The sequence below is a fragment of the Ideonella sp. genome (assembly GCF_036277275.1).
In the GTDB taxonomy this organism is placed as follows: domain Bacteria; phylum Pseudomonadota; class Gammaproteobacteria; order Burkholderiales; family Burkholderiaceae_C; genus Ideonella.
Map to the genome: position 1 here is coordinate 68,762 of NZ_DASUNH010000087.1, position 12,895 is coordinate 81,656.

Here is a 12,895-nt window from a genome sequence, read left to right on the forward strand (position 1 = left end):
AGTGATCAACCCCGAGCTGCACAAGAAGCCGATGGCGCTGGACCGTGTCGCGCACCGGAACCTGAAGATCCGTCGCGAGATGAGCGCGCTGGACGCGACCGCCCACCTGAACGCCTTCTTCATCACTGCGGCCGAGTTTGCCGACGCGTGCAAGGAATACCCCATCCTGTTCCTGCGTGCCGGCAAGGACGAGCAGGGCAAGGAGCTCTGCGCCCCGGTGACGGTGTTCGGCCTGCTCAAGGGCGAGAACCTGGTCTATCGCCACGGCCGCTGGAACGCGCGCTATGTGCCGGCGCTGCTGCGCGCCTACCCGTTCGCGATGGCGCCGACGCCGGACAAGCAGTTCGTCGTCTGCTTCGACGAGACCAGCCCGGTCTTCTCCCAGACCGAAGGCCAGGCCTTGTTCGACGAGAAGGGCGAGGCCACGCCTTACCTCGAAGAGGTGCGCCAGTTCGTCGAGAAGATCGAGGTCGAGGTCGACCGCACGCGTCTGGCCGGGCGCAAGATGATGGAGATGAATCTGCTGCAGGACAAGCGGTTCGACGCGACCCTGCCGGATGGCACGCCGCTGTCGATCGACGGCTTCATGGCGGTCGATGAAGAGCGCCTGAAGAACCTGAACGACGCCGAAGTGCTGGAGCTGCAACGTACCGGCTTGCTGGCGCTGCTGCACTTCCACATGGCTTCGATGAGCAACATCAGCCGCCTGCTCGAAATCCACGTCGAGAAGCGCGCGGGCGAAGCGAAGTAACTCGCCCAGGCCGCGACCCGCCATGCCCGGCGGCATGCCCGCCCGGCATAGCAGCTATCGCCTGCTCTCTCATGAAATGGGGTGTTCCCCGCTAGGGTGCCGCACACGCGCAGCGTAAGCTGCCGCGGCAGTCGATGCCGGTACCGAGTGCCCCAGGACTCGGCGAGCCGAGTCCGCCCCCGAGGGGATCAAGGAACTCGGGAACGGCCCTGCGTTTTCTTGAGGAGAGCCCCGATGAAGACGATCCACCGCCCGCTGGTTTGGCTGGCCGCACTGGCCGGCAGCGCGTTGATGGCGAGCACCGCCGCCGCGCAAGAGGTGACGCTGAAGTTCCACCACATCTGGAACCCGCAGGCGATGGCCTCGGTGAACCTGATCCAGCCGTGGTGCGACAAGATCGCGAAGGAATCGGGCGGCAAGATGAAGTGCCAGATCCTGCCGGCGATGTCCGGCGGGGGCACCCCGCCGCAGCTGGTGGACCGTGTCAAGGACGGCGTCGATGATCTGGTCATCACCTTGCCGGGCTACACCGCCGGTCGCTTCCCGGCGATGGAGGTCTTCGAGCTGCCGTTCATGTGCAACTCGGCCGAAGCCGGGGCGCATGCGGCCTGGGACTACCTGCAGAAGTACGCGCTGAAGGAATTTCCCGGCACCAAGATCCTCGCGACCTGGGTCCACGACGAAGGCTACATCCACACCCGCGACAAGCAGGTCAAGACGATGGCCGACTTCAAGGGCCTGAAGTTGCGGGCACCGACCCGGCAGACCAACAAGCTGCTGGCCGCGCTCGGTGCGTCGCCGGTCGGCATGCCGCTGCCGGCGATTCCGGATGCGGTCAGCAAGGGCACCATCGACGGCTTCCTGCTGCCATGGGAAGTGATGCCGTCGCTGAAGCTGCACGAGCTGGTCAAGTACGACAGCGAGACCGACCCCGCCAGGCCGGCGCTGTACAGCGCGGTGTTCATCTTCGCGATGAACCAGGCCAAGTACGACAGCCTGTCGCCCGAGCTGAAGAAAATTATCGACGACAACTCGGGCGGGAGCTTCTCGCAGTCGATCGGCAAGATCTGGGACAACAGCCAGGCCGCGGGCCGCAAGGCGGCCATCGACCGCGGCAACACGCTGTACACGATCCCGGCAGCCGAGCTGGACAACTGGGTCAGGGCTTCGGCGCCGATGTACATCGGCTGGGTCGCCGAGATCGAAGGCAAGGGCATGCCGGCCAAGCAGATGCTGCAGGACGCGAAGGACCTGCTGGCCAAGTACAAGGTGGCCAAATGACGGGGGTTCACCGCAGGCCTATGGCGCGGCAGTGACCGGGCGAACGCTGCGACAGCTGTCGCTGGGCTTTGCGGTGCTGGGCGGCGGCGTGGCGTGCGTCGTCGCGGCGATGACCGTCACCTCGATCGTGATGCGCGCGCTGCTGTCGCGCCCGATCGCCGGTGACGTCGAGTTGACGCAGCTTGGCATCGCGCTGTCGATCTCACTGTGCCTGCCGTGGGCGCAGCTGCACGGCGCCAACATCATCGTCGACTTCTTCACCCAGCGGCTGCCCGACCGGGTCAACCGCCGGCTCGATGCGCTCGGCGCCTTGATGCTGGCGGCGATGTGCGCGCTCTTGTCGTGGCGCACCAGTGTCGGCGCGATCGCGGTGCGCGAAGCCGGCGAAACCTCGATGATCCTGGGCCTGCCGATGTGGTGGGCCTACGCCTCGCTCGCGCCGGGCCTGGCGCTGAGCGGGTTGATCGCGCTGGTACAGGCCTGGCGCTGCTGGCGCGGCGGGCCGCTGGTCGAGAACTAGAAAACTGACAACGAGGGACGATGGACCCGCTGTGGATGGGCCTGCTGATGTTCGCAGGCATGCTGGTGCTGATGGCGCTGCGCGTACCGATCGCCGCAGCGATGTTCATCCCCGGCGCCTTGGGGTATTGGGCGATGACCAACGACCAGGCGCTGCTGAATCTGTTGAAAGGATCGGCCGTCGCGCGGTTGACGGTGTACGACCTGTCGGTGATTCCGCTGTTCCTGCTGATGGGCCAGTTTGCGACGCAGGGCGGCTTGTCGCGTTCGTTGTTCCAGGCGGCTGCGGCGTTCGTGGGCCACATTCGCGGCGGGCTGGCGATGGCGGCGGTGCTGAGCGCAGCGGCCTTCGGCGCAGTCTGCGGCTCATCGGTCGCGACCTCGGCGACGATCACCCAGGTGGCGTATCCGCAGATGAAGGCGCATGGCTACAGCGGCCGTCTGGCCACGGCGACGCTGGCTTCCGGTGGCACGCTGGGCATCCTGATCCCGCCATCGGTGCCGCTGGTGGTCTACGCGATCCTGACCGAGCAGAACATCGCCAAGCTGTTCGCTGCCGCGCTGGTGCCCGGCATCCTGGCGACGCTCGGCTACCTGGCCGTGATCGGGCTGGTCTGCCGCTGGCGGCCGGCGTTGGCGACGCCGAGCGAGCCGGTGCCCTGGGGCCGGCGCTGGCACGCGCTGCTGGGCGTGTGGCCGATCGTCGCGATCTTCATCATCGTCTTTGGCGGCATCTACGGCGGGGTCTTCTCGCCCACCGAGGGCGCGGCGGTCGGTGCATTGGGCACCTTTGTCGCGGCCGTTGCGCGGCGCGAGCTGGACCGGGCCGGCATCGTGCGCAGCTTCCTGGGCGCCGCCGAGACCTCGGCGATGGTGTTCATGATCTTTCTCGGCGCCGACATGATGAACGCGTCGCTCGCGCTGACCGCGATGCCGCGCCTGCTGGCCGACTGGGTGGCGCACCTGCACGTCGCACCGCTCGTGATCGTCGGCGCGGTGATGCTGTTCTACGTGGCGCTCGGCTGCGTGATGGACGAGCTGTCGATGATGCTGCTGACCATTCCCGTGCTGTTCCCGGCCATCATGGGCCTGGACCTGTGGGGCCTGCCTCACGAGATGAAGGCGATCTGGTTCGGCATCCTGGTGCTGATGACGGTGGGCATCGGCATGACGGCGCCGCCGGTGGGCCTGAACGTCTACGTGGTCAACAGCATCGCGAAGGACGTGCCCATGAGCGAGACCTACAAGGGCGTGTTGCCGTTCCTCGCCACCGACGTGGTCCGTACGGTGGCGATGCTGTTCTTCCCCAGTCTTTGCCTGGGGCTTGTGCGCTGGTTGTACTGAGCCCGTCCCCCGAGGGGATCAAGGAACCCGGCAGCGGGCCCGTCGTCTGCGTGAGAAGGATGTGATGGCCACTCAAGGTGGCCGACGCCGCGCTGGGCCTGCCGCCGGATCGGCCCGGTGCACCCGGGCCGATCTCGGCTGCCTTGTCAGTCCGTCGCCTGGCTTGTGGCCGCCGGGAACTTGACGTCGAGCACGTTGTAGAAGCTGTTCGTCGTGTCGCCGATCTCCCAGACGCCCAGGATGATGTGGTAGCCGTTGCGCGACGGCACGTTGCAGCTGTGCGTGACCTGCATCGGCGGCTGTGTCATGTTGCCGTTGACGGTGCAGAACGGGGTGCTCTCGAATGAGGCGCGGGTCAGCTTCTGGGCCCGGCTCCAGCCGGCCTTGGTGATGTAGTAGCGCCAGTTGCGCGTGACGTGGTTGGCGGTGAAGGTCCAGGTGAAGTTGTTCTGGCCGGCGTTGATCTTGCGCTTGGCCCAGCGTGTCTTCGTCTGCACGTCCAGCTCAGCGAAGCTGTCGTGGCCGGCGCTTGCGATGTGCTGGTCGGGCGGGCCGCCCGCCGGCCAGCCCGACGGGGCCTCCAGGCTTTGCGGTTCCCACTGGATGGCGCCGCAGTTGGTGTTGACACCCAGCTTGCACTGGTAACCGCGGGATTCGGGTGCGCTGATGTAGCCATGGGCAGCGGCCGACAGGGGCAACGCGGCGCTCATGGCCAGCAAGGCGAGGCGGGGCAGGTTCATGAGGTCTCCTCGTGGTTTGGGTCGCGTCGGCATTGTCGAAACCACTACATTGGTGTGCAAGAGGTCTTCTATTGGTTCCCCTTTGGTATTTGAAAGCAGAGGTATCTCGGTGCCCGATGTGAGCGCTTTCAGTCCACCGGCTGCAGGCGACGGATGGCCGCCGCGACTTGCAGCGCGAGCGAACCGGGCTCTTCGGCCTTGCGGTGGCAGACCACGACGCTGCGCTGCAACGCCGGGCGCAGAGGTCGGACGTGCAAGGTGTCGGATACGCGCGTCCAGTCAGGGCGCGCCGGCAACAGCGCGGCGCCGTAGCCGGCGCCCACCAGGCCGGCGGCCACCTCCTCGAACGGCATTTCCAACCGCACCGTGGGCTGCAGCCCGGCTTGCGCAAACCAGCCCATGACCTGGCCATGGATGTGGGTGGCGGGTTCGTTGACGATCAGCGGGCGCGTCGCCAGCCATGCCGGGGTGACCTGCGCGGGTACCTGCCACGCCTGCGGCAGCAGCGCCACCAGCGGGGTGCGGTGCCAAGGCAGGGCGACCACGGTGTCGGGCAGGGCCTCGCGCTCGGCCACCAGGACCAGATCGACGGATCCGGCGGCCAGCCAGTCCAGCAACTCGGGCGAGCGACCGGTGCGCAGCTCCAGCTGCATGCGGGGCCAGACGGCGCTGAGCTCGCGCATCACCGTCGGCAACATGCGCGACAACCCGCCGGTGGATGCGCCGATGCGCAACCGTGCCCGTGCGTCGGCCCGCAGGCGCCCCACGGCCTCGACGGCGTCGTCTGCCTCGCGCAGCAGCCGGCGCGCGCGCCGCACCAGCTCGTCACCGGCCGGCGTGGCCGTCAGTTGGCGAAAGCCGCGCACGAGCAGTGGCTGCTCCAGGCGCTTCTCCAGTTCGGCCACGTGCAGGCTGACGGTGGGTTGTGACAGGTGCAGCGCACGCGCGGCCAGCGTGAAGCTGCCCAACTCGACCACCGTCACCAGCGTGCGCAACTGATCAAGCTTGAGTTCACGCATAGAAATTCCTGATGTATCCATCCGAACATTTCAATTTTCAAATGTAGTCGGGGCGGGCAGCATCGGTGGCATGCGATCACTTCGAGTCCCTTGGGGCCAGTCTTCTCAGCGCATCGTGGTGGTCTGCATGCTTCACCACGCGGCGATGAGCGGCGCGCGCACCGTGCTGCCCTTGCTCGCGCTGCAAGGCGGTGGCAGCCCGTCGATGGCCGGCGCCCTGATCGCCGTTCAGGCGCTGGCGCCGGCGATGCTGTCATTGCCGATCGCTGCGTTGATCGAGCGATGGGGCGCGCGGTGCGTCGCGGCCTGGGGCCTGGTGCTCAGTGCGGGGTTGCTGCTCGGTGGGGGGCTGGCCGGCGGCATCGTCGTGCGCTTCGTGCTGGCGGCGGGTGTGGGGGTCGGCTACAGCATGACGGCGATCAGCGCGCAGCGTGTGCTGGGGCAATGTCTGGCCGCCGGTGATGCGCGGGCCTACGAGCGCTTTTCGCTGGCCACGGCACTCTCGGCCTGCGGTGGCCCCTTGGTCGCCGGCGCCGCGCTGGCCGTCGGCGGCGAGGCGGCGTGCCTGATCGGGCTCGGCGGGTTGGCACTGGCGGCGTGGGTCCTGCTGGCCGTTGCCTGGCCGGCGGGGCCTATGCGGGCGCCCCGTCCGCGTGCCGGCGCCGTTCGGGCGCCGCTCGGGGCCGGCGTGTGGGCGGTGCTGGCGGCCGAGACGGTGATCTCGGTTTCATGGAACGCCCTGGCCACGCTGGTGATCTTGCGGGCGCATGCCGAGGCATGGCCCGCCGCGCAGCTGACGCTGGTGGTGTCGCTGCTCGGCTTGGGCGTCTTGCTGGCCCGGTTGCTGGGGCCGCGGCTGTTGCCTCGGGTGGCCGAGGCGACGCTGGTGCGCTTGTCGATGGCCGCGGCCATGCTGGGGCTGTTGAGCTTTGCCGGGCGTTGGCCATGGTGGGTTCATGCGGTGGCGCAGACCGTGGCCGGCATGGGCCTGGGACTCTCGCTGAGCCCCGTGCTGTCGCTGCTGCATCAACGCTCGAACCCCTCGGCGCACACCCGCACGTTGGCCGTGCGCCACCTGATGCTTCATGGCTGCGCCGTGGCCGGCCCGGCGCTGCTGGGCGTGGCGGTTGGCGCCATCGGCATGGCGCCAACCTGTGTCGCGATGGTTGCGGTGGCGCTGGCGGCCGCGCTGACGATTCGCCTTTAAGCGGCACCAACGCGAGCCAGCCGAGCCCCGGCAGCGGAGCCGTTCGCCGCTGCCCGTCACGCGGCCTGCAGCGCCTCCAGCGGCCCGAAGAACTCGTAGCGCAGCCGATTCGGCGGCACGCCCAGCGCCAGCCCGCTGCCGTAGACGGCCTGCATGAACGGCTTGGGGCCGAGGAAATACAGGTCGACATCGCGGTCGGGCGGCAGGTGGCTGGCCAACAGATCGGTGGTGACCACGCCGACAGCATGCGGCGCGTCGTCATGCCGCGGCTGGTCGTAGACATAGTGCACGTCGACATTGGCGTGCCGGGCGGCCAGCTCGTCCACCCGGCGGCGGAAGGCGTGGACGCCGCCGTGGCGTGCTGCATGGATGAAGCGCACCGGCCGGCCGCTGGGGGCGGTGACTTCGAGCATGCTGATCGCCGGCGTGATGCCGACCCCGCCGGTCACCAGCACCAGGGGGCGCTGCGGGTCGGTCGTCGCCTCCAGCACGAAGTCACCACAAGGCGGCAACACGCGCAGCTCGGCCCCGACCTGGGCGTTGTCATGCAGCCAGTTCGAGACGCGGCCACCCGCTTCGCGCTTGACGCTGATGCGGTACCAGGGCTTGCCGGGCGCATCGGACAACGAGTAGTTGCGCCGCAGTGGCTGGCCGTCGATGTTCAACACCAGCGTCAGGTACTGGCCGGGGACGAAGGCCAGCAACGGCCCCTGGTCGACGGGCTCCAGGTAGAAGGACGTGATGAGTTCGCTTTCGACTTCTCGGCGGGCGATGCGGAAGGCGCGTTCACCTCGCCAGCCGCCGGCGCGCGCCGCATGGTCGGCATAGACCTTTTCTTCAGCGCCGATCAGCAGGTCTGCCAACGCCTGGTAGGCCTCGCCCCAGGCGGCGATCACCTCGTCGGTCGCGGCGTCGCCGAGCACGTCCTTGATCGCCTGCAGCAGGCAGCTGCCGACGATCGGGTAGTGCTCGGGCAGTACGCCGAGTGCCGCGTGTTTCTGGATGATGCGCGGCAACGCGCCAGCGAGTTCGTCGAGGCGGTCGATGTGGGCAGCGTAGGCCAGCACCGCGCCGGCCAGCGCGCGTGCCTGGGTACCGCTGGCCTGGTGGGCCTCGTTGAAGAAGGCCTTGACCTCGGGATGACGCTCGAACATCACGCGATAGAAATGCCGCGTGATGGCTTCGCCGTGCTGCTGCAAGACAGGCACCGTGGCCTGGATGATCGAGATGGTATGGGCTGAAAACATGGATGTGGAGGTGGGTTGGGAATGCCTGGTGCGTCTCACGAACCATGCCAGCCGCCAAGTCCTTGTCGCAGCACGGAAATGGGCAGGCGTTGTCCAATTGACCACTTATGTTCGATGTCGTTGAGACCACACCTGTTGTCGAAACCACCGCGGTCCGGCCCCGGCCGCCGTTGACCGAGGCCGAGCACCACCAGCGGCTGCTGGCGGCGGCCAAAGACCTCACCCGCTGCGACGCCGTCGCGTTGTTGCGGCTCGACACAGGCGTACTGACGCCGGTGGCCGTCGAAGGGCTCAGCGTCGAAGCGCTGGGGCGGCGTTTTCCGGTATCGGCGCACCCGCGGCTTGCGCAGTTGCTCGACAGCCCGGCCGGGCTGCGCTTTGCGCCCGACTGCGCTTTGCCGGACCCGTACGACGGTCTGGTCGCGGGCCAACCCACGATCCTCGCGGTGCACGACTGCATGGGTGCGCCGCTGCGTGTCGGTGGACGGCTCTGGGGCTTGTTGACGCTCGATGCCTTGCACCCCCATGCGTTCGACGACATCCGCCCGGCGCAGACCGAGGCCCTGGTGCGCTTGGTCGAATCCGGCCTCGAGGCGATCGAGACCATCCATGCGATGGAAGTGCGGGCGGCGCGCGAGCAGGCGCTGGCCCAGGCATGGCAGCAGTCTTCGCGGGTCGTGGCGCGCGAGTTGCTGGGCACCAGCGCGGAAATGAACAACCTGCGACGCGAGATCGACACCGTCGCCGGTTCGGATCTGACGGTGCTGGTGCTGGGCGAGACCGGCGTCGGCAAGGACCTGGTCGCGCAGCGCTTGCATGCCCGTTCGCTGCGCCGAGAGCAGCCGCTGGTCCAGGTCAATTGCGCCGCCTTGCCGGAAACCCTGGCCGACAGCGAGCTGTTCGGCCACCAGAAGGGCGCCTTCACCGGCGCCGTGCAAGAGCGCGCCGGCAAGTTCGAGCTGGCCGACGGCGGCACGCTGTTCCTCGACGAGGTGGGTGAATTGCCGCTGTCGATCCAGGCAAAGCTGCTGCGGGTGCTGCAAAGCGGCGAGATCCAGCGGCCGGGCAGTGACCGCGTGAGACGGGTCGACGTTCGCATCGTCGCCGCCACCAACCGCGACCTCCGTACGGCGATCGTGCAAGGCCGCTTCCGCGCCGATCTCTACCATCGCCTGGCGGTGTATCCGCTGCTGGTGCCGCCATTGCGCGAGCGGGGCAAAGACGTCTTGACGCTGGCCGGCGGCTTCCTGGAGGAGAACCAGCATCGCCTCGGTGCACGCAACCTGCGCCTGACGCCCGCGGCCAAGTCGGCGCTCGTCTCACACGGCTGGCCGGGCAACGTGCGTGAACTCGAGCATGTGCTCGGCCGTGCCGCGCTGCGGGCCTTCAACGAACAGGGCCGCGGCGTGCGCTGGGTGGCGATCGAGCCGCGGCACCTGGGGCTGGCGGGGGCGTTGCCCGCGCTGGCCGATGCCGCGCCCGGCATCGCCATGGCCCAGGCGACGGCGGTGGAACGCCGCGAAGGCCAGACATTGCGCGAAGCGACCGAAGACTTCCAGCGGCGGTGGGTGACCGATGCGCTGGCGCGCCACGCCGGGCACCTCAGCCGTGCCGCCCGCGAAGCCGGCATGGACCGCAGCAACTTCCACCGCCTGCTGCGCCGGCTGGGCGTGACCGGCGCGGACTCGCACTGACAGACACTACGGCGTGCGCCCGCGCGAGGTGCGCCGCCCGGCACGTCCAACCTCATCTGGCGGCTGGCGCCGTCTTCGCCCGTGCCAGCAGGCGCCTGTCGACGGCCTCGTCGTCCAGCACGTTGATGGCGTCTCGCAGGGCCATCACATGCTCTGGTGCGTTGTCAGTGTTGGGCGGGTTCTGCTCGCAGTTCCAGTACCGGGTGTGGGTGAACAGCCTCGACAGGCCGACCCGCGCGAGCAGGCCGGTGCGCCTGATCTTGACCCGGACATCGACGACGCCGGGGCCGAAGTTCGGTGAGTTCTCAATGTAGGACAAGGGACCGGAAATCAGGTCACCGAACGGAAACGACCACGGCCCGGATGCATCGTGGATGTTGGTCCACCGCACCGGGCCCATCGCCGACCCGTGGTGCATCTGCCAGCGCGGTTGGGTTTCGCCCGCCAGAAGGGGCAGTTGATAGGAGAAGCGGTAGTGGCGCTCGTCCTCGTCGTTGTCGAGCAATGGGCAATGCAGGACTTCGCGCAGGTTGACCTTGGCTTCAAGGTCTTTGGCATTGCGGGCGGTGAGCACGCTGGCGTGCGTCAGCGGGCTTCCGATGGTGACGAGGTCGGAGATGAGCCAGCGCTTCTTCAGATCCTCCCCGCGGGCCAAGTGGCGGAACAGGTTGCGTTGCGCGAGGCGGTATGCCGCGAGCTTGTCGTCGAACGAAGGCAGGCGGACCTTGGGCCTGGCCACGTAGGCCCGCCGGCCGTCACCCAGGATGCCGCTGCTCGATTCCTGGGCGCCTGCAGAGACCAGCAGGTCATACCCCGTGCGCTCGCACTCCTGCACCGCCAGGTGCGTGGGCGAGCCATCGAGATAAGGCTCTCTCGACAATTCGTTCCAGGCCAGCCACACCAGATCGTGCGCCAGGATCGAGCCCAGGCTGTGGCCCACCAGCACGATGCGGTCGTACTTGTAGTCCGGCTGGCCGGTCGCCGAGGGTGCGTTGGTGGTGTGGGTGTTGGTGGCGTTGGTGATCTCCGAGAGCAGTTTCAGCCCCCGCTCGCGTGCCTCCTTGCGAACCCTGATGTTGTGCGGTGCCGCGCTCACGTAGCGGGCCACGTCGCCGAAGTAGGCCGTGGCAAAGCCCTTCACGAGGCCGCCCACGGCCAGGCTGATGGCGGCCAGCCACGCCCAGTAGGAGCCGCTGAAAATGCGCCTCAGCCACGAGGCATCCAACCCGAGGGTCTCCAGGAGCTTGGGCAGCGGCGAGGCGAGCCCGCTGACGAAGATGGAGGCCACGAGCAGCCACAGCAGCACCCACATCAAGCCCAGGCGCGGCGGCACCTCGGCAGGCCGGCGCCACAGCATTCGCGTCAACCAGCGACGAAAGTCGCCCCAGGTCGTATCGACGGTCAGGTCGGCCCAGTGCAGCTCGAAGAAGTCGGCGCGCACTCCCAGGTGGTCCGGGTCGGGGCTGGTCGGGTCCCGGGTGCCCCGCGTCGTCACGCGCCGGAGTTCCATCGAGCCGGACAGGTCATCGGGTTCCGTCCAGGCGTGCGAGGGATCGAAGCTCTTCGGCTCCCTGAGCCCCTTGAAGAGGCTGGCATCTCGTTCCCAGACGGTGTTGACGAAGCCGCGCAGCGTCTGCATCGGCTCTTGCTCACCCATGCCGTGGATCACCACGACGGCGATCCGCGACCGGGGGCCGGGCCTGCTGCCGGCCTGCACAGGAATTGTTCGCATGCCCCTGTCTCCCCAATCCCATTCGAGCGCTTCGTGGAGCCCGTCGACGTCTGTGGCGCACTGCGCCGCCCGCGATTCAGCGGGCAGTGACCACCCAGCGTAGTCCGCGGTCGGCGTCGCCGATTGACCCACGTCAACAACCGCGGCTCGGCGGAGGCTGGAGCGGGCGCGGCGTGCCCGGATCGCCCCCTGGCGGAACGGCGCACCGATAGAATCAACGCTCTCTTCGTCATGGGGGAGTAGCCACGCCGCGCGGCCATCGCGCGGTGGCCGCTGTCAACAGACTTGGCGCTTGCGCAACGCAGGCACCATGGCAGCGGCAGCCCGGCAGTACCGGGCCCGGCCAGACCTTTGACCAAGCACCTTCGCGTGGGCCGGGAAGGGGCTGTGGTCATCGGACTCGCGCCGGCCCTGGACCGTCTAATGCAAGCCTTCCTGATCTCCACCGGTGTCGTCGCGCTCGGCGAAATGGGCGACAAGACGCAGCTGCTCGCGCTGCTGCTGGCGGCGCGCTTCAAACGCCCCGGGCCCATCATGGCCGGCATCCTGGTGGCGACGCTCGCCAATCACGCCGTCGCCGGCTGGCTGGGCGCCGGCATCGCCACCTGGCTCGGCCCGTCGGTGTTGCGCTGGGTGGTCGGTCTGTCGTTCCTGGCGATGGGGCTGTGGATGCTGGTGCCCGACACGATCGATGAAGAGCCGCGCACGGTGGGGCGCTGGGGCGTCTTCGGCACCACGCTGCTGGCGTTCTTCCTGGCCGAGATGGGCGACAAGACGCAGATCGCGACCATCGCACTGGCCGCACGCTACAGCGAGCTGGCCGCCGTGGTGGCCGGCACCACGCTGGGCATGATGCTCGCCAACGTGCCGGCGGTGCTGCTGGGCGACCGGCTGGCGCAGCGCCTGCCGGTGCGCGCGGTGCACGCGGCGGCGGCGCTGCTGTTCGCGCTGCTCGGGGTGCTGACGCTGCTGGGCGCCGGCGACCGTTGGCTGAGCTAACGCAACTCCAGCCGCATCACGTCGTTTTCGCGCCGCATCTGGAAGCGCGTCAGGAAGCTGTTGCCCAGCAGCACGTGCGGCATGCCCAGCGGCATCACCACTGCCTGCACGTTGGCCACCGTCACCCCGCCCAGCACCACCGCGCTCAGCGTCACCAGATGGGCCGGCGCGCTGCCGTTGGCGGTGCCCATCGTCACGCGGCGCGCGTTGCGGTAGTCGATGCCGATGCGGTCGGCCAGCGCCTGGTCCAGCGCGACCACGGTGGCGCCGGTGTCGACCATGAAGCGCACCGGGCGACCGTTGATGCTGCCGCTGCGGCGGCGTGCGCCGCTGGCCGCCTGCACGTCGCTGCTCGAATGAGC

The 12,895-nt window shown here is 68.5% G+C and carries 12 protein-coding genes; 7 read left to right on the forward strand and 5 right to left on the reverse strand.

Going from position 1 to position 12,895, the window contains the following annotated elements:
• Window position 1 precedes the first annotated feature (1 nt).
• The 4 genes from VFY73_RS15230 to VFY73_RS15245 all read left to right on the forward strand — a co-directional run bounded on the left by VFY73_RS15230 (window position 2) and on the right by VFY73_RS15245 (window position 3,895).
• Window positions 2-751, forward strand: coding sequence for a SapC family protein (locus VFY73_RS15230; RefSeq protein WP_329720183.1), 750 nt, complete (start codon window positions 2-4; stop codon window positions 749-751).
• A 234-nt stretch (window positions 752-985) separates the two neighbouring features.
• Window positions 986-2,032, forward strand: a complete 1,047-nt coding sequence (locus tag VFY73_RS15235; RefSeq protein WP_329720185.1) for a TRAP transporter substrate-binding protein — start codon at window positions 986-988, stop codon at window positions 2,030-2,032.
• Window positions 2,033-2,063: 31 nt separating this feature from the next.
• Window positions 2,064-2,552 (forward strand): TRAP transporter small permease, encoded by a 489-nt coding sequence (locus VFY73_RS15240; protein WP_329720187.1) that lies wholly within the window; start codon window positions 2,064-2,066, stop codon window positions 2,550-2,552.
• Between the two features lie 20 nt (window positions 2,553-2,572).
• Window positions 2,573-3,895 carry a TRAP transporter large permease gene (locus tag VFY73_RS15245; protein ID WP_329720189.1) on the forward strand — a complete coding sequence of 441 codons (1,323 nt, stop codon included), beginning with the start codon at window positions 2,573-2,575 and terminating at the stop codon, window positions 3,893-3,895.
• Window positions 3,896-4,041: 146 nt separating this feature from the next.
• Here VFY73_RS15245 and VFY73_RS15250 read toward each other — a convergent pair whose 3' ends face one another.
• A complete protein-coding gene (locus VFY73_RS15250; protein WP_329720191.1) occupies window positions 4,042-4,635 on the reverse strand; it encodes a lytic polysaccharide monooxygenase in 594 nt (197 codons plus the stop codon).
• Window positions 4,636-4,763: 128 nt separating this feature from the next.
• On the reverse strand, window positions 4,764-5,654 hold the full coding sequence (locus VFY73_RS15255) for a LysR family transcriptional regulator (RefSeq protein ID WP_329720194.1): 891 nt from the start codon (window positions 5,652-5,654) through the stop codon (window positions 4,764-4,766).
• Window positions 5,655-5,724: 70 nt separating this feature from the next.
• Here VFY73_RS15255 and VFY73_RS15260 point away from each other — a divergent pair, with 70 nt between their 5' ends.
• Window positions 5,725-6,861, forward strand: coding sequence for an MFS transporter (locus VFY73_RS15260; protein WP_329720196.1), 1,137 nt, complete (start codon window positions 5,725-5,727; stop codon window positions 6,859-6,861).
• Between the two features lie 56 nt (window positions 6,862-6,917).
• On the opposite strand, the gene hmpA is transcribed toward VFY73_RS15260, so the two are convergent.
• The gene (gene hmpA, locus VFY73_RS15265; RefSeq protein WP_329720198.1) at window positions 6,918-8,108 is read right to left on the reverse strand and encodes an NO-inducible flavohemoprotein; all 1,191 of its coding nucleotides are present in this window, start codon (window positions 8,106-8,108) and stop codon (window positions 6,918-6,920) included.
• A 107-nt stretch (window positions 8,109-8,215) separates the two neighbouring features.
• Between hmpA and norR the strand changes: the two genes are divergently transcribed.
• Window positions 8,216-9,802, forward strand: a complete 1,587-nt coding sequence (gene norR, locus VFY73_RS15270) for a nitric oxide reductase transcriptional regulator NorR (RefSeq protein ID WP_329720199.1) — start codon at window positions 8,216-8,218, stop codon at window positions 9,800-9,802.
• A 52-nt stretch (window positions 9,803-9,854) separates the two neighbouring features.
• On the opposite strand, the gene VFY73_RS15275 is transcribed toward norR, so the two are convergent.
• Window positions 9,855-11,534, reverse strand: a complete 1,680-nt coding sequence (locus VFY73_RS15275) for a hypothetical protein (protein ID WP_329720201.1) — start codon at window positions 11,532-11,534, stop codon at window positions 9,855-9,857.
• 423 nt (window positions 11,535-11,957) lie between these two features.
• Between VFY73_RS15275 and VFY73_RS15280 the strand changes: the two genes are divergently transcribed.
• Complete coding sequence (locus VFY73_RS15280) at window positions 11,958-12,533, forward strand: TMEM165/GDT1 family protein (RefSeq protein ID WP_329720203.1); 576 nt, start codon at window positions 11,958-11,960, stop codon at window positions 12,531-12,533.
• Here the strand turns inward: VFY73_RS15280 and VFY73_RS15285 are convergent.
• On the reverse strand, window positions 12,530-12,895 hold a 366-nt coding region (locus VFY73_RS15285; RefSeq protein ID WP_329720205.1), incomplete at its 5' end, for a retropepsin-like aspartic protease. The genes VFY73_RS15280 and VFY73_RS15285 overlap by 4 nt on opposite strands.